This window comes from Janthinobacterium sp. 13 (genome assembly GCF_002749695.1).
GTDB lineage: Bacteria > Pseudomonadota > Gammaproteobacteria > Burkholderiales > Burkholderiaceae_D > Janthinobacterium > Janthinobacterium kumbetense.
This window is the reverse complement of record NZ_PEEQ01000001.1, coordinates 3,844,053-3,859,764: the sequence shown is the minus strand read 5'-3', so window position 1 is coordinate 3,859,764 and position 15,712 is coordinate 3,844,053. Positions and strand designations below refer to the sequence as shown.

Sequence of the window (15,712 nt, the reverse complement as noted above, 5' to 3'; positions counted from 1 at the left end):
CGCCTGACGCGGCCATGCAGTTCCACCTCCAGGTGCAGGGCCCGGCGGGCAGCCAGGCGCTGGCCATCGACGCCGCCAGCGAGGCCGAGGCGATCCGCGCGGCCGTGCGCGGCGGCTGGCGCGTGCTGGCCGTCGATGACGGCGCGGCGCAGGAGGCTGGCGTCGCGCCGCGCCTGGGCAAGCAGGGCTTGCCCCTGCTGCAATTCAGCCAGGAGCTGCTGGCCCTGCTCGAAGCGGGCCTGAACCTGGGCGAGGCCATGGCCACCCTGCACAACAAGGAAACGCGGCCAAGCGCAAAGGCCACCCTGGCCGCCATCGTGCTCACCCTGCAGCAAGGGCAAAGCTTTTCCGACACCCTGGCCGGTTTCCCCGACATCTTCCCCGACATTTACATCGCCACCGTGCATGCGGCCGAACGCTCGGGCAACCTGCCCGAGGCGCTGGCGCGCTTCGTCGGCTACCAGCTGCAGTTCGACGCCATCCGTAAAAAACTCATTTCCGCCGCCATCTACCCGTGCATGCTGCTCGTCGTCGGCGGTCTGGTGACCCTGTTCCTGCTCGGCTACGTGGTGCCGAAGTTCAGCGTCGTCTACGAAAGCTCGGGCCGCGAAATCCCGTGGATGTCGCAAATGCTGCTGGGTTTTGGCCAGACCCTGGCCGCGCATCCGCTGCTGTGTGCCACGGCGCTCGCCGCCGCCGTTGGCGCCGTGGTCTTCGGCATCGCCAATACTGGTGCGCGCCAGGCCCTCGTCTTGCGCCTGCTGCGCCTGCCCGTGCTGGCCGGGAAGGCGGCGGAATTCCGCCTGGCGCGCTTTTACCGCGCCCTGAGCCTGCTGCTGCACGCCGGCATCCCGCTGCACAAGGCGCTGGCCATGGTCGCCCCCATGCTGCTGCCGGCGCAGCAGGAGCAGTTGGCGCAGGCGCGCCGCGCGGTGCAGGAGGGCATGCCGTTTTCCACCGCGCTGGAACACGCCGCCATGGCCACGCCCGTGGCGCAATCGCTGCTGAAAGTGGGAGAAAACACGGGCCGCCTGGGCGACATGCTGGAACGCTCGGCCAAGTTCCACGACGAGGAATTCGCCCGCTGGGTGGACTGGGCCTCGCGCCTGCTCGAGCCGCTCTTGATGACCGTCATCGGCGTCGTCATCGGCGGCGTGGTAGTGCTGATGTACATGCCGATCTTTGAACTGGCCGGGAGCTTATCGTGAACGTTATCGTGAAGGTCATGCCATGAACGCACGCGACGAAGAACGGGCCGTGCTCGATGCCGCCATGCTGCGCCGCGCCCACGCCAGCGCGCTGGAACAGGGCCGCCCGCAAATGGCCGTGCTGCAGGAAACGGCGGCCCTGCCGCCCGAAGTCTTTTTGCGCCAGCTGGCCGCCCTGTTCCGCTATCCTGCGTGGACGATGGCCGAACTGCAGGCCGCCATGCCCGCCTTTGCCCTGCTGCCCTACACGGATTGCGCCCAGCGCGACTGCGTGCTGCTGCAGCCGGGCGCCCCCGGCGCACCGCCCGTGCTTGTCATCGGCAATCCCTTCAGCGAAGACCTGCTGCAGTGGGCCGACTTCGCCCTGTCCACGCCCTTCACCGTGGCGCTGGCCCATCCGGACGACCTGGCCGCCTATTTGCTGCAGCAGGAAAGCGTGCAGCAGGCGATGCAGGAAATACAGCACGGGGATGACGTTCCAGGACTCGACCAAAGCATCGAAGACATCTCGCTGATCCGCATCAGCGAGGACAGCAGTCCGGTAGTCAAGCTGGTGAACTCCACCATCTACGACGCCCTGAAATTCCAGGCCAGCGACATCCACCTCGAATGCGACGTGGCCAGCCTGGTCATCAAATACCGCGTCGACGGCGTGCTGGTGCAGGCGGGCCAGGTGCAGGGACTGGCGATGGCGGAACAGATCATCTCGCGCATCAAGGTCATGGCCGACCTCGACATCGCCGAGCGTCGCATCCCCCAGGATGGCCGCTTCAAGGTGCGCGTGAAAGGGGCGGAGATCGATTTCCGCGTTTCCATCATGCCCAATATCTTTGGCGAGGACGCCGTGCTGCGCCTGCTGGACCGGCGCGCACTGACGGAGGCGGCGCAGGCGCTGCGCCTGGAAAGCCTGGGCCTGAACGAGGACGCCATCGAACAGATACGGCGCCTGGCCGCCAAGCCGCACGGCATGCTGCTGGTGACGGGTCCCACGGGTTCCGGCAAGACCACCACCTTGTACGCGGCCATCACGGAAATCAATACGGGGCGCGACAAGATCGTCACCATCGAGGACCCCGTCGAATACCGCTTGCCGCGCGTGCTGCAGATTCCCGTCAACGAAAAAAAGGGGCTGACGTTCGCGCGCGGCCTGCGCTCCATCCTGCGCCATGATCCCGACAAGATCATGATCGGCGAAATCCGCGACGATGAAACGGCGCAGATCGCCGTGCAGGCGGCGCTCACGGGCCACCTGGTGTTTACCACCGTGCACGCGAATAACGTCTTTGATGTGGTCGGGCGCTTCCTGCACATGGGCGTCGATGCCTACAGCTTCGCGGCCGCCCTGAACGGCATCGTGGCGCAGCGCCTGCTGCGCCTCAATTGCGCCCATTGCGCCGTCGACGCCAGCGCCGAAGTGCTGGCCGATGCGCAGCAGCTGCGCGACAGCGGCCTGGCCCTGCACCAGGTGCAGGACTGGCAATTCATGGCCGGCAAGGGCTGCGGCCATTGCCGCGGCACCGGCTACAAGGGCCGCAAGGCCGTCGCCGAAGTACTGATGCTCAGCGACGCGATGCGCGAAATGATCTGCACGCGCGCGCCCCTGAGCCAGATGAAGGAAGAGGCGGCGCGCAACGGTTTTCGCCTGGCGCGCGAAGCGGGCCTGGACCTGGTGCGGCGCGGCGAAACCACTTTAGCGGAGCTCAATCGTGTCACTTATTGAACGCCTTACCCGGGCCACCCTGTGCCTGCACCTGGCGCCGCACGGATTGGACGGCGTGCTGCGCCGCGCCGGCCGTCCCGTGCCTGGCAGCGCCTTCCACCTCCCCATTGCCAATCCCGACGCCAGCTGGGAAGTGGCGCTGGCAAGCTTGCGCGGCTGGCTCGAACAGGATGGCGACAAAAAAATGCCGCTGGCCGTCAGCCTGGCCAGCCGCTGGTGCGCCATGCTGATGGTGCCGTGGAGCGGCGCCCTGCTCGACGCGGCCAGCGCACAGCGCTTCCTGCACAGCCAGTTCGCCGCCGTCTATGGCGATGGCGCACGGGCCTGGCACCTCGCTGCCGACGATGCACCGTACGGCAAGCCACGCCTGGCCTGCGGCGTCGATGCGGCCCTGCTGCAAGCGGTGCAGGATGCAGCCGCCGCGCATGGCCGGCGCTGCCTGTCCATCGAACCCATCGTGGGGCCGGCCTGGCGCAGCATGGCCGGCAACAAGCCTGCCGCCTTCGCCCTGGTGGAAGCGGGCCGGCTGCTGCTGGCAACGACGAGCGGCGGGCGCATCACGGCCCTGCATAGCCAGTCTTGCGGCGCCGCCTGGGGCGACGAACTGGATCGGGCGTGGCGGCGCTGGAACTTGCGCGCGCCGCAGCTCGAGGCCATCGAACACGTAGCGCTGCTCGACTTGAGCGGCGTGCCGCAGGATGCGCTGCCGGCGCGCTTTCAGCCCCTCCCCGTGGCCGGCGCCGCGCACCTGATGCGGGAGGCCGCATGGGCCTGAGCCGCCTGGAATTGCTGGCGCCCGGTACAGTGCAGACATTCAGCGGCTGGCGCCTGGCCCTGTGCCTGGCGGGCGGCTTGATGCTGCTGCCGGCCGCCGTGTACTGGCTGGTGCAGGCGCAGGAGACACGGCGCCTGGAAGCGCAGTTGGCCCAGCTGCAGCCCGCGCGTCCCATGCGTGCGCCCTTGTCCGCCAGCCAGCAGCGCGAACGCGACCTCGAACTGAAACAGGTGGCCGCCGCCGTGCGCCAGCTCAACCTGCCCGTCACGCGCCTGGTCAAAACGGTGCAGGCGCCGCGCGACGTGCGCGTGGCCCTGCTGGGACTGGACCTGAACGCGCAACAGGGACAGGATGGCGCCAGCGTCCTGAAAATTACCGCCGAAGCGGAAACGCCACAGGACATGCTCAACTACCTGGCCTTCCTGAACCAGCAGCCCATGTTCAGTTCCGTGTATCTGCTCAAACACGAGATGAATGCGAACGCTCCCGAACACCCGTACCGTTTTCAGCTGGAGGCGCAATGGCGGCAATAAAATCCGTGCTGAAAGCCAGCACGCCCGTGGCCCGTCCACGCCTGCAACTGCGCCTGCCGCCGCGCCTGCGGTGGGAAGCGCAACGGCTGTGGCGTACCCTGGGCTGGCCCAGCGCCATCGGCGCGGCCTGCCTCGCGTTGGCCGCTTTCGCCATGCAGCAGGGCGATGCGCTGGCCGCGCGCCAGCAGCAACTGGCGGCGCAACTGGCCGCTGCGGCCAGACAGTCGGCGCTGCCGCCGGCACCAATGGCGCTCGATGCCGATGCGGACAGCCTGGCCGCTTTCCACGCCTACCTGCCCGCGCACGACAGCATTCCCGAGCAGCTGAAAACCTTGCTGGACGTGGCGCAAAAGAGCGGCGTCACCCTGGCCAAGGCCGACTACAAGCCGCAGGAAGATGGCAATACGGCCTTTTTGCGCTACCAGATCACCCTGCCCGTGAAAGCCGAATACGCGCAGCTGCAAACGTTCATCGTCGACGCCTTGCAGGAGCTGCCCACCCTGACGCTCGACTCCGTGCTGTTCAAGCGAGAGCAGATCGAGGCGGGCGAGATCGACGCGCGCATCCAGTTCATCCTGCTGGTGAAAAAGGCGGAGGTGCGCCGATGAAGAAAGTCGTACTGGGAGGCGCCGCCGTGGCCACCTTGCTGGCCGCCCTCTTCGCGCCCGAGGATGAAGGCAGCATCGTGGGACCGGCCACGGCCACCACGCGCCAGGTGGAACGGGTGGCGGTCGCGCCTCTCGCTGCAGTCGCCGCGCCGCAAACCGGGCGCGCGCTGGCCATCCATCCGCGCCGTGCGCTTGAGGACGACGAAGCGGCCACCCTGTTCGCCAAGCAAAGCTGGCAGCCCGATACGCCGAAAAAAATCATGCTCGACCAGCAGGCGGCGCAGGCCACGCGCGCTGTCGCCGCCGTCGACGCGAACGCACCGCCGCCACTGCCCTTTCAATTCCTTGGCCGTTTCGTCGACGAAGGCAAGGCTGCCTACTTCCTGCAAGCGGGTGAACGCAACGTCGTGGCGCGCCCCGGCGACACGCTCGAAGAACGCTACCGCTTCGACGGCGTGGTGCAGGGCGCACTGCAATTTACCTATCTGCCGCTCAACCTGAAACAGACACTCGCCGTAGGGGACCTCAATTGAAACGACGCGCCGCACATATGTCACGCACTGTCATCGCCCTGCTGCCGATGCTGTCCCTGCTGGCCGCCTGCGCCGGCAACCAGGCCTACAACGACGGCCAGGCCATGCTGGGCGCCGGTCGCACGGAACAGGGCCTAGCCCTGCTGGAACAAGCGGCGCAAGCCGAGCCGACCAACGCCAAGTACCGCATCGCCGTCACGAATGGCAGGATGCGCGCGCTGAATAACCTGAACGGCCGCGCCGAAGCGCTGCGCCAGCAAGGCAAGCTACCCGAGGCGCAAGCGCTGTACCAGCAGGCGCTGGCGCTGGATGCCAGCAACGATGTGGCGCAGCGGGGCCTGGCCGGCGTGGCGCAGGATGAGCGGCACCGCAAGTTGGTGCAGGAAGCGCAGGCCAACTACCAGCGCGGTGGCGAAGCGAATATCGCGCAGGCGCAGGAAGCCTTGCGCCAGGTGCTGCAGGAACGCCCCGCACAGCGCGAGGCGCTGGCCCTGAAAAGCCGCATCGGCGAGGCGCAGTCAAAAAACCTGCCATCCGGCGGCAAGCTGGCGGCCGCCTACCGCAAACCCGTGACCCTGGAATTTCGCGACGCGCCGCTGCGCTCCGTGTTCGATCTTCTTAGCAAGGTGTCGGGCCTGAACTTCGTCTTCGACAAGGAAGTCGACCCGGCCCTGCGCGCCACCATCTCCGTGCGCGACACCAGCATCGAAGAGGCGATCGCCATGCTGCTGGGCGCCAATCAGCTGGAACAAAGCGTCACCAGCGACAAGTCGATCACGATCTACCCGAACACGCCGCAAAAGGTGAAGGATTACCAGCAGCTCGTGGTGCGTACCTTCTTCCTCGCCAATGCCGATGTCAAGACAGTGGCGTTTTCCATCAAGACCCTGCTCAAGGCCAAGGACGTCGTCACGGATGAACGCCTGGGCATCATCATGCTGCGCGATACGCCGGAAATGGTGCGCATGGCCGAGCGCATCATCAACGTGCAGGACCTGGCCGACCCGGAAGTGATGCTGGAAGTGGAGGTGCTGGAAGTCAAGCGCACGCGCCTGATGGAACTGGGCGTGCGCTGGCCGGACCAGGCCAGCCTGACACTGGCCGGCGTCGCAGGTAGCACGGGGGGCCTGGGTGGCTTGAAGGTGGCGGACCTGCACCGCATCAATGGCGACAATATCAACCTGGGCATCGGCGGCGTCACCCTGAACGCCAACAAGACCGACAGCGACAGCAATATCCTGGCCAATCCGCGCATCCGCGTGCGCAACAAGGAAAAGGCGAAGATCCTCATTGGAGACCGCGTGCCCGTCATTACCGTCACGACGAATAACGGCGTCAGTTCCGACAGCGTCAACTACATCGACGTGGGCCTGAAGCTCGACGTGGAACCGAACGTCTACCTGGACGACGAAGTGGCCATCAAGATCAACCTGGAAGTGTCGAACGTCGTCAAGGAAGTGATCAGCAAGACGGGCACGCAGGCATACCAGATCGGCACGCGCAGCGCCTCGACGGTCCTGCGCCTGAAAGACGGCGAAACGCAGGTGCTGGCGGGCCTGATCAGCGACGAGGACCGGGGTACGGCCAACAAGGTGCCGGGCGTGGGCGAACTGCCCGTGCTGAACCGCCTGTTCGGCAGCCAGAAGGACGACGCCATGCGCAGCGAGATCGTGCTGTCGATCACGCCGCGCCTGCTGCGCAGCATCCGCCGCCCGGATCTGATGACGGCCGAATTCAATTCCGGCACCGAGGCATCCGTGGGCGGCCGCGCCAGCGTGGGTGGTAGCCCCGAAGCCGTCGCCGCGCCCGAGCAGGCCGCCCCACGCAGCGGCTCGCCCATGACGGGCGGCGACGAGGCGCCAGCGGCCGGCGACAAGGCCACTGTAAAGGGTGGCCAGTGAGGTGGCCAGTGAAGCAGCGGGGCTTTACCTTCATCGAGCTGATGATCACCCTGGCGATCATGGCGACTCTGGCCACGGTCGCCGTGCCGATGGCGCAGGTGGCGCAGCAAAGGGCGAAGGAACAGGAGTTGCGCAGCGCCCTGATCGAGATACGCGAAGCGATCGATACCTACAAGCGCACTTCCGACAATGGCCGCATCAAGCTTTCGCTGGGCGCTTCCGGCTATCCGAAAAAACTCGAGGAACTGGTCGAGGGCGTGCCCGACCAACGCAGTCCCTCGAAGCAGAACATCTATTTTTTGCGCCGCCTGCCGCGCGACCCGTTCCAACCCAGGGAAGAAGGCAGCGCGGCCGACAGCTGGAGCAAGCGCGCCTACGCCTCGCCGCCCGACAATCCCAGCGAAGGCGAAGACGTGTTCGACGTCGCCTCGCGCTCGACCAAGGTGGGCCTGAACGGCGTGCCGCTCAAGGAATGGTGATTTCGATGCCCTGCTCACATCCGCGCCGCGGTTTTACGCTGGTCGAACTGCTGGTGGTGCTGGCGATCATCTCGCTGCTGCTGACGATCGCCATTCCCCGCTATTTCGGCTCGGTGGAAAAATCGAAGGAGGTCGCCCTGAAGGAGAACCTGCAGGTGCTCAGGAGCGGCCTGGATAAATACTATGCCGACAAGGGCGAGTACCCGGCCGCGCTGGCCGACCTGGTGACCCACCACTACTTCCGCAGCGTGCCGCTGGACCCCGTCACGGAGTCCGCCGCCACCTGGCAATTGATCCCGTCGCCCAATGGCGAGATCGGCGGCGTGGCCGACGTGCGCAGCGGCGCCAAGGGCAAGACGCGCGAGGGCATCCCCTTTGAGCAGCTCTAGTTTCCAGCGCCGCGCAAGGGGCTTCGCGTATATCTGGACCCTGATGCTGGTGGCCTTCATGGGCGTGGGCCTGGTGCTGGCCAGCGAGCTGCTTGCCACGGCCGCGCGGCGCGAAAAAGAGCGCGAGCTGCTGTTCATCGGCCATGAATTCCGCAACGCGTTGGGCCGCTACTACGACAGTACGCCGGGCGATGGCCGCCCCCGTTATCCATTGACCTTGCAGGAACTGTTGCGCGACCCGCGCTACGCCAACGCCCGGCGGCACTTGCGGCGCCTGTATGCAGACCCCGTCACGGGCAAGGCAGAATGGGGCCTGCTGCGGCAGGAGGGCCGCATCGTCGGCATCCATTCGCTGTCGCCGCAGCTGCCCATCAAGCAGGACAACTTCCTCGACGAAGACGCCAGCCTGCGCCGCAAGCAGCGCTACGCGGACTGGCACTTCACGTATCCGCACGACCTGGTGCTGGCACCGCCCGATGCGGCCGGCGGCGCGCCCGGGCTCAAGCCGAAAGGCGCGAACTGATATCATGCCCGCATTCCATATTCAGCATCGAGCAAAGGAGCAGGCATGAGCATAGGTGGCACTTCCATCGAACAGGCATTGGCATCGCTGTCGGACATGACGTCCGGCATGGTCGCCATCGGCAAGGACGAACATGCGCAGCGCATCGCCAAGGCGCAAGCCTTCATGCGCAAACAGGGCATCGCCGCGATCTACCTGAACGCGGGCGCCAACCTCACCTATTTCACGGGCACCAAGTGGTATGCCAGCGAACGCATGGTGGGCGCCATCCTGCCGGCCAGCGGAGAGCTCGAATACATCGCCCCCGCCTTCGAAGAAAGCACCCTGACGGGTTTCATGGTCATCGAGGGCAAGGTCCATTGCTGGGAAGAGCATGAAAGCCCGTACCAGCTGTTCGTCGACATGCTGGCACGCATGGGTATCGCCCAGGATGCGAATCAGCCGCCGCGCATAGGCATCTGCGAAAGCGCCGCCTTCTTCATCTATGACGGCATCCGGCCGCTGGCTCCCGGCTACGCGCTGGAAAATGCGCGCGCCGTGACGGCATACTGCCGCAGCCGCAAGTCGCCGGCCGAAATCGCCTTGATGCAGCGCGTGATGGACATGACCCTGGCCGTGCACGTGGCCACGGCCAGCATGCTGTATGAAGGCATCACGACGGTGGAAGTGGAAGAATTCATCCAGCGCGCGCACCGCAAGGTGGGCGCGCCCCGCTCGTATTTCTGCATCGTGCTGTTCGGCGAAGCGACGGCCTATCCGCATGGCGTGAACTACGTGCAGACCCTGAAAGCGGGCGACACGGTGCTGATCGACACGGGCTGCCAGGTGATGAACTACATCTCCGACATCACGCGCACCTATGTGTTTGGCACCGTCAGCGAACGCCAGCGCAGCGTGTGGAACAGCGAAAAGGCGGCTCAGACCGCGGCGTTTTCCGCCGCGCAGCTGGGCGTGCCCTGCGGCGACGTGGACCGCGCGGCGCGCGTCTCTTTGGCGTCGGACGGCTTTGGCCCCGGCTACAAGCTGCCCGGCCTGCCGCACCGCACGGGCCACGGCATCGGCCTCGATATCCACGAATGGCCTTACCTGGTGGGCAATGACACGACGCCGCTGGACGTCGGCATGTGCTTCTCGAACGAGCCGATGATCTGCATCCCCGGCGAATTCGGCATCCGCCACGAAGACCATTTTTACATGACGGAAAACGGCCCGCGCTGGTTCACCGAACCAGCGCACAGCATCGACGATCCGTTCGGGCTGAAGGTTTAAGCCGCCTTCGTCAACGCCAGCCGCCGTGCCGCTGGCACGGTGGTCATCGCCGGCGCGCTTCCCTGCGCCAGCTTGAACACGGCCAGCGCCGTGCCCAGTTGCACGGCCTGTTCCTGCAGCGATTCGGCCGCCGCCGATGCCTCTTCCACCAGCGCGGAATTTTGCTGCGTCATTTGATCCATGCTGCCGATGGCCACGCCGATATCGCCGATGCCAGCGCTTTGCGCCTGGCTGGCGGCGCTGATCTCGGCCATGATGTCGGCCACTTTTTTCACGGAATCGACGATCTGGCCCATGGTCAGCCCCGCCTCGTCGACCAGCTTCGAGCCGACATTCACCTTGGCCACCGAATCGCCGATCAATTGCTTGATTTCGCGCGCCGCTGCCGCGCTGCGCTGCGCCAGGTTACGCACTTCGGACGCCACCACGGCAAAGCCACGCCCCTGTTCGCCCGCGCGCGCCGCTTCCACGGCCGCATTCAGGGCCAGGATATTCGTCTGGAAGGCGATGCCGTCGATGACGCCGATGATGTCGACAATGCGTCTGGATGAATCGTTGATCTCGCCCATGGTGGTGACCACCTGGCTGACCACTTGCCCACCCTTCACGGCAACCGACGATGCCGACACCACCAGTTCATGCGCCTGGCCCGCGTTGGCGGCGTTGTCGCGCACGGTGGCGGTCAGGCTGTCCATGCTGCGCGCTGTCTGATCCAGGCTGCCCGCCTGCGATTCCGTGCGCGCGGCCAGGTCCGCATTGCCCTGGGCAATCTCGGCACTGGCCACCTGGATGGTTTCAGCCGACGCCTTGATGTCCGAGACCATGCCGCCGAGCTTGGCGCGCATGTCCTTCAGCGCCGCCAGCAAGCTACCCTGGTCGCCCGCCTCGGTCACGATGTTCATCGAGAGGTCGCCATCGGCCACGGCGCGCGCGATCTGGCGCGCGTATTCGGGTTCACCGCCCAGCTGCTGCCAGATGGCGCGCACGACGAAATGCGACACGGCCACCAGGCAGACGATGACGGCCAGCGCCACGGCGATGCTGGTGTTGAGCGCATTGCGCACATTGGCCGCGCTGCGTTCGATGCCCTGCTTGAACTGTATTTGCGCCTGTTCGTTGGTCTTCGCCAGATCCGTGTTGAGCACCGCCAGCGCGCCCTGCATGCGCGCCACGGTCGCTTGCGGGTCGCCCTCCTCCATTTCCAGCATGATGCGCGCCGCGCTCAGCGCCGGCGCATAGTAGACATCGAATTCCTTGGCCAGGCGCTGGCCCTGTTCGCGCTGGCCGGGGATCGCCGCAAAGGCCGCCAGCTTGGCGCGCAGCTTGACGGCCTGGCCGCCGACTTGCCCGATACGCTCCTTGTCGCCTTCGCTGACGGCATCGCGCAGGGCGTCGCCGACGGCGGCCACGTCCAGGGTCAGCGACTTGGCCATGTCAAGCACGGGATAGTCGGCGCTTTCAGTGGCGTGGATGGAATTGAGCGTGGCTGTGGACAGATAGGCGCTGACGGCCAGCCCCAGCCCGAAAATCACGGCCGAGACGACAGGCAGCGCCCATATCTTGCGTTTGATGCTCATTGCTGTCTCCTGATTTTGATGAATGATCGGGCCGCCGCATGACGCGCGGCCCGAACCGGCTTTATGGCGCCGTCAGCACCACTTTGACGGTGCCGTCGACGGCACTCTTTTCGATATAGCCGATGGCTTTCGGATCGGCGGCGACAGCCTTCTTCACGTCGGCGCTATTGGCCACTTCCTTCGGCAAGGTCGCCTTGCCCGTGAAGACCAGCTTGGACCACAGGGCCTTCGCCTGCGACGGCTCCTTGTCCGTCACCTTTTTGTAGAACTCGGCGCGCACGGGGGCACTTTCCGGCTGGTCGATCGGCGTCATGGCCGTCGATTTGCCGAGGAAAAACTGCGCCACCTGTTCATTCGTCATGGCGCCGGCGGCGCTCTTCGGATTGACCACCACGACCACTTCGGCCCTGGCGGGAACAGCGTTCGACAGCGCCAGCAAGGCAGCCACATAAAAGATCAATGGTTTCATGCGGCGCTCCTTAGAAAACGAAATCGATGGCGGCGGCAGCCACCGTGACGGGACCGTGGAAACCGGGCTTGGCTTGCACGAACAGGCCGGGGCCATTCTTCGGCTTGATGCGGTCGATCTGTACCTTCAGCGCGGCCGAACGGTGGAAGTCCCAGCGCACGCCGATGCTGTCCGTCGACTGCTCCAGCTGATTACGCATATACGCGAGGGTGTCGACGCCGGCCGACAGGGCGCGCAACGTCAGCGTGCAGGCTGCCGGATACCCGGCAGGGCAGGATGCGGGCACGGTGTTGTTCACGCGGCCATCGGCCTTCAGGCTGGCGTGGCTGTAGTACGGCAGGAAGGCGCCGATGCGATAGCCGCCCATCACGTACCACGAAGTGCTGTCGCTGACATAGCTGTCCGTCTTGCGCTTCGCATATTCGGACTGCACCAGGACATTGTTCCAGTCCAGGCCCAGGCCCACGGACGTGAATGACGCCTTCTTGTCCTTGACTTCCAGCGCATCGGCCAGGGCACCCAGCTGGGCGATCCGGTAGCCGCTGCCGGCCGCGCGCAAGCTGCCCATCAAGGTGTTCAGGCTGGGCGAATCGTTGATCGTCAACTTGGTTTCGGCACGGCCGAAGCGCACGGTGACGGGGCCATGCTCGGCCACCACGTTGAGGGCGACGATGGACTTGCCTTCCACCTGCACGGTCGAATCGGGACCCGTGGCCAGGGTGGCCTTGGTGCGGCCCAGCGCCAGCTGCGTGGTGATGCTGGTATCGCCCGCGCTGAACTGATAGGTACCGTCGACGCCATCGATGCTGTTCAGGGGAACCTGCGAATACATTTCGCCGGGCGGGCGCAGCATGGTGTTGGCATAGCCCACGTTGCGATAATCGGAAATCATGAAGACGGGCAGACCCATGCGACCGACGCGCACGCTGAAGCTGTCCGACACCTTCGCCTTGGCAAAGGCCCAGGCCAGTTCGGCGCCGAAATCGTCCTCGCCATCCTTGCGCGCCAGGCCCTGCACGGTGGCCGACAACCAGGGATTGACGGTGACATTGGCTTGCAGTCCCAGGTTGGAATCGACACCCGTGCGGGCCGTGCGGCCAGCGCCGGCAGCCTGGTTCGGGCGCGCAAACTGCGCGTTGTCGGTATCGGCCATGGTCAGGGCAGCAGTGCCGTAACCGCTGATCTTGACTGCGGGACCGGTGACCTCTTCGGCATAGGCATGGCTGATGGCCAAGGGCATGGCCAGCAGGAAAATCAGGACGTGTTTATTCATAGTAATTAAATACCCGTAGCGGTGAACGTTAATCGTGGAATGGGACTCGCGGTCGATGGCTCACCGGCCGTAAAAGGCCGGGTCCGTTTTTTTCGCGCCGCCATCGCATCGTTGAGCGTGTTTGGCGGCGTGACCAGTGAGTAAAACCATGCTACAGAGAAAAGGTTTTACGTTGGAAAGTTTTCTTGAAGCAATGAGCGAATTCGCCCGTTTTCAAGGAAAAAGCATGCGTTCTAGAGGTGTTTATCTAAATAGCACGCTGTGCAAAACCACACTTAGGCTATATTTTTCATACACTTATGGATAATTCAAGAGGAAAATAATCCGACTAAAAAAAACGCCACCCACACGAAAATCGCGGGTGGCGCCGGTCAATGCCGTACTGCAGAAACGCTTACTCGCGCTTCGATACCAGGGTCAGAATATCGTAGCTGGCCACCAGTTCTTCGTTCTGGTTCGTCACCTGCACGTCCCACGCCACCACACCCTGTCCCACGCCAAACACGTCCTTGCGGTTGCGGTCGACCTTGCGCTTACACGTCAGGCGCGCGCGGATGGTGTCGCCAATCGCCACCGGCGCGACGAAACGCAGGTTGTCCAGGCCATAATTGGCCAGCACGGGGCCGACGCCGGGCGAGACGAACAGGCCCGCAGCGGCCGACAGCACGAAGTAGCCGTGGGCGATGCGCTTGCCGAACTGCGACTCCTTGGCGGCGATTTCGTCGAAGTGCATGTAGAAGAAGTCGCCCGAGATGCCGCCGAAGGCGACGATGTCCGCTTCACTGACGGTGCGGCGATGCGTGAGCAGCGAGTCGCCCGTCTTCAAGTCCTCGAAGTGCTTGCGGAACGGGTGGATCGGGCTTTCGTTGACGTCCGCGCCACGCACGTACTCGCCCGTGATGGCCGCCAGCATGGTCGGCGAGCCTTGCACGGCCGCCCGTTGCAGGTAGTGGCGCACGGCGCGCACGCCGCCCAGCTCCTCGCCGCCGCCCGCGCGGCCAGGGCCGCCGTGCTTCAGCTGCGGCAGGGGCGAGCCATGGCCCGTCGAATCGACGGACGCCACGCGCTCGAGCACGTGCACGCGGCCATGCGTGGCCGCCACTTGCGGCACCACGCGCGCGGCGATCTTCGGATCGCGCGTCACCAGGGTGCTCACCAGGCTACCCTTGCCGCGTGCGGCCAGGGCCAGCGCCTCGTCGATGTCCTTGTAGCCCATCATGGTGCTGACGGGGCCGAACGCTTCCACGTCATGCACGGCGTCGTTACCGAAGGCGTCGCGGCACAGCAGCAGGGTCGGCGAGAAGAAGCTGCCATCTTGGGCACCATCGCCCACGGGATTGAAACCGTCGGCCGCGCCGAACACCACCTCGTTGCCCTGCGACAGGGTGGCGACACGCTCGGCCACATCATTCTGCTGCTCTTTCGATGCCAGCGCGCCCATGCGCACACCGTCGATGGACGGGTCGCCCACCACCACCTTGGCCAGGCGCTCGCGCAAGCGCGTGCCGACGGCGTCCATCAGGTGCTCGGGCACGATGATACGGCGGATGGCCGTGCACTTCTGGCCCGACTTGCCCGTCATCTCGCGCACGACTTCCTTGACGAAGAGGTCGAATTCCACATCGTCCGGCGTGACGTCTGGCGCCAGGATAGCGCAGTTGAGCGAATCGGCTTCGCCGTTGAACGGCACGGAATTGATGATCAGGTTCGGATTGGTGCGCAGCTTGGCGGCCGTGGCGGCCGATCCCGTGAAGGTGACGAAATCCTGGCCATTCAAGCGGTCCAGCAAGTCGCCCGTGGAACCGATCACCAATTGCAGGCTGCCAGCAGGCAGCAAGCCCGATTCGTGCATCATGCGCACGACGGCCTGCGTCAGGTAGCTCGTCGCCGTGGCCGGCTTGGCGATGCAGGGCATGGCCGCCAGGAAGCTCGGGGCGAATTTTTCCAGCAAGCCCCAGATAGGGAAGTTGAAGGCGTTGATATGCACGGCCAAGCCGCCGCGCGGCACCAGGATGTGCGTACCGGCGAAACCGCCCTTCTTGCCCAGCGCGATGGCCGGGCCTTCATGCAGCACGTTCGACGACGGCAGCTCGTTGCTGCCCATGCTGGCGTAGGCGAACAGGGTGCCCGTGCCGCCTTCGATATCTACCCAGCTGTCGGCGCGCGTGGCGCCCGACAGGTGCGAGATCGCGTACAGTTCTTCCTTGCGCTCGACCAGGTACAGCGCCAGTGCCTTCAGGCGGGCGGCGCGCTGCTGGAAGTCCAGCGCCATCAGGCCAGGCACACCCGTCTTGCGCGCATACGTGACGGCTTCGTCGAAGTCGATCTTTTCCGCATGCGTGTGATAGATGACGCGGTTGTTCAAGGCGCTGTGCAGGGGCACGGCGGCGCTTTCGCCCAGCCAGCGGCCGGCGATCAGGCTTTGCAGGGTGGATATGTGAGCCATGTGGTTTAC

At 65.3% G+C, this 15,712-nt stretch carries 15 protein-coding genes; 11 read left to right on the top strand and 4 right to left on the bottom strand.

What is annotated here, in order from left to right; all coding sequences use genetic code 11:
- The first annotated feature begins 14 nt into the window (after nt 1–14).
- Genes CLU94_RS16940 through CLU94_RS16890 form a run of 11 tightly spaced genes read left to right on the top strand, consistent with a single transcriptional unit; the run spans nt 15 to nt 9,938 of the window.
- Nucleotides 15–1,208 (top strand): type II secretion system F family protein, encoded by a 1,194-nt coding sequence (locus CLU94_RS16940; protein ID WP_099666464.1) that lies wholly within the window; start codon nt 15–17, stop codon nt 1,206–1,208.
- A 22-nt stretch (nt 1,209–1,230) separates the two neighbouring features.
- Nucleotides 1,231–2,928: a GspE/PulE family protein gene (locus CLU94_RS16935; RefSeq protein WP_099666463.1), complete on the top strand. Its 1,698-nt coding sequence runs from the start codon at nt 1,231–1,233 to the stop codon at nt 2,926–2,928.
- Nucleotides 2,915–3,703, top strand: a complete 789-nt coding sequence (locus tag CLU94_RS16930) for a hypothetical protein (protein WP_143451450.1) — start codon at nt 2,915–2,917, stop codon at nt 3,701–3,703. Before CLU94_RS16935 ends, CLU94_RS16930 begins: the two co-directional genes overlap by 14 nt.
- Nucleotides 3,694–4,236 carry a hypothetical protein gene (locus CLU94_RS16925; RefSeq protein ID WP_099666461.1) on the top strand — a complete coding sequence of 181 codons (543 nt, stop codon included), beginning with the start codon at nt 3,694–3,696 and terminating at the stop codon, nt 4,234–4,236. The genes CLU94_RS16930 and CLU94_RS16925 overlap by 10 nt, the downstream gene beginning before the upstream one ends.
- A complete protein-coding gene (gene pilO, locus CLU94_RS16920) occupies nt 4,224–4,844 on the top strand; it encodes a type 4a pilus biogenesis protein PilO (RefSeq protein WP_099666460.1) in 621 nt (206 codons plus the stop codon). The genes CLU94_RS16925 and pilO overlap by 13 nt, the downstream gene beginning before the upstream one ends.
- Nucleotides 4,841–5,377 carry a hypothetical protein gene (locus CLU94_RS16915; protein ID WP_099666459.1) on the top strand — a complete coding sequence of 179 codons (537 nt, stop codon included), beginning with the start codon at nt 4,841–4,843 and terminating at the stop codon, nt 5,375–5,377. Before pilO ends, CLU94_RS16915 begins: the two co-directional genes overlap by 4 nt.
- Nucleotides 5,378–5,394: 17 nt before the next feature.
- Nucleotides 5,395–7,278 carry a secretin and TonB N-terminal domain-containing protein gene (locus CLU94_RS16910; protein WP_099666458.1) on the top strand — a complete coding sequence of 628 codons (1,884 nt, stop codon included), beginning with the start codon at nt 5,395–5,397 and terminating at the stop codon, nt 7,276–7,278.
- Complete coding sequence (locus CLU94_RS16905) at nt 7,275–7,757, top strand: type II secretion system protein (protein WP_257218855.1); 483 nt, start codon at nt 7,275–7,277, stop codon at nt 7,755–7,757. Before CLU94_RS16910 ends, CLU94_RS16905 begins: the two co-directional genes overlap by 4 nt.
- Nucleotides 7,758–7,762: 5 nt before the next feature.
- Nucleotides 7,763–8,146: a type II secretion system protein gene (locus CLU94_RS16900; RefSeq protein ID WP_257218854.1), complete on the top strand. Its 384-nt coding sequence runs from the start codon at nt 7,763–7,765 to the stop codon at nt 8,144–8,146.
- Nucleotides 8,133–8,669: a type II secretion system protein gene (locus tag CLU94_RS16895; protein WP_257218853.1), complete on the top strand. Its 537-nt coding sequence runs from the start codon at nt 8,133–8,135 to the stop codon at nt 8,667–8,669. The genes CLU94_RS16900 and CLU94_RS16895 overlap by 14 nt, the downstream gene beginning before the upstream one ends.
- Nucleotides 8,670–8,714: 45 nt before the next feature.
- Nucleotides 8,715–9,938, top strand: coding sequence for a M24 family metallopeptidase (locus tag CLU94_RS16890; RefSeq protein WP_099666455.1), 1,224 nt, complete (start codon nt 8,715–8,717; stop codon nt 9,936–9,938).
- Here CLU94_RS16890 and CLU94_RS16885 read toward each other — a convergent pair.
- The 4 genes from CLU94_RS16885 to paaZ form a co-directional block, all read right to left on the bottom strand.
- The gene (locus tag CLU94_RS16885) at nt 9,935–11,515 is read right to left on the bottom strand and encodes a methyl-accepting chemotaxis protein (protein ID WP_099666454.1); all 1,581 of its coding nucleotides are present in this window, start codon (nt 11,513–11,515) and stop codon (nt 9,935–9,937) included. The two genes, CLU94_RS16890 and CLU94_RS16885, sit on opposite strands and share 4 nt — an antisense overlap.
- A 61-nt stretch (nt 11,516–11,576) precedes the next feature.
- Complete coding sequence (locus tag CLU94_RS16880) at nt 11,577–11,984, bottom strand: hypothetical protein (RefSeq protein WP_099666453.1); 408 nt, start codon at nt 11,982–11,984, stop codon at nt 11,577–11,579.
- A gap of 10 nt (nt 11,985–11,994) precedes the next feature.
- The gene (locus CLU94_RS16875) at nt 11,995–13,257 is read right to left on the bottom strand and encodes a hypothetical protein (protein WP_099666452.1); all 1,263 of its coding nucleotides are present in this window, start codon (nt 13,255–13,257) and stop codon (nt 11,995–11,997) included.
- A 394-nt stretch (nt 13,258–13,651) separates the two neighbouring features.
- Nucleotides 13,652–15,703, bottom strand: a complete 2,052-nt coding sequence (paaZ, locus tag CLU94_RS16870; RefSeq protein WP_099666451.1) for a phenylacetic acid degradation bifunctional protein PaaZ — start codon at nt 15,701–15,703, stop codon at nt 13,652–13,654.
- Nucleotides 15,704–15,712: the final 9 nt, after the last annotated feature.

Bases quoted from the DNA above. Each gene is read 5' to 3' on its own strand.
- CLU94_RS16940 (WP_099666464.1), top strand. From the start codon at position 15: ATGCAGTTCCACCTCCAGGTGCAGGGCCCGGCGGGCAGCCAGGCGCTG.
- CLU94_RS16935 (WP_099666463.1), top strand. From the start codon at position 1,231: ATGAACGCACGCGACGAAGAACGGGCCGTGCTCGATGCCGCCATGCTG.
- CLU94_RS16925 (WP_099666461.1), top strand. From the start codon at position 3,694: ATGGGCCTGAGCCGCCTGGAATTGCTGGCGCCCGGTACAGTGCAGACA.
- pilO (WP_099666460.1), top strand. From the start codon at position 4,224: ATGGCGGCAATAAAATCCGTGCTGAAAGCCAGCACGCCCGTGGCCCGT.
- CLU94_RS16915 (WP_099666459.1), top strand. From the start codon at position 4,841: ATGAAGAAAGTCGTACTGGGAGGCGCCGCCGTGGCCACCTTGCTGGCC.
- CLU94_RS16910 (WP_099666458.1), top strand. From the start codon at position 5,395: ATGTCACGCACTGTCATCGCCCTGCTGCCGATGCTGTCCCTGCTGGCC.
- CLU94_RS16900 (WP_257218854.1), top strand. From the start codon at position 7,763: ATGCCCTGCTCACATCCGCGCCGCGGTTTTACGCTGGTCGAACTGCTG.
- CLU94_RS16890 (WP_099666455.1), top strand. From the start codon at position 8,715: ATGAGCATAGGTGGCACTTCCATCGAACAGGCATTGGCATCGCTGTCG.
- CLU94_RS16885 (WP_099666454.1), bottom strand. From the start codon at position 11,515: ATGAGCATCAAACGCAAGATATGGGCGCTGCCTGTCGTCTCGGCCGTG.
- CLU94_RS16880 (WP_099666453.1), bottom strand. From the start codon at position 11,984: ATGAAACCATTGATCTTTTATGTGGCTGCCTTGCTGGCGCTGTCGAAC.
- CLU94_RS16875 (WP_099666452.1), bottom strand. From the start codon at position 13,257: ATGAATAAACACGTCCTGATTTTCCTGCTGGCCATGCCCTTGGCCATC.
- paaZ (WP_099666451.1), bottom strand. From the start codon at position 15,703: ATGGCTCACATATCCACCCTGCAAAGCCTGATCGCCGGCCGCTGGCTG.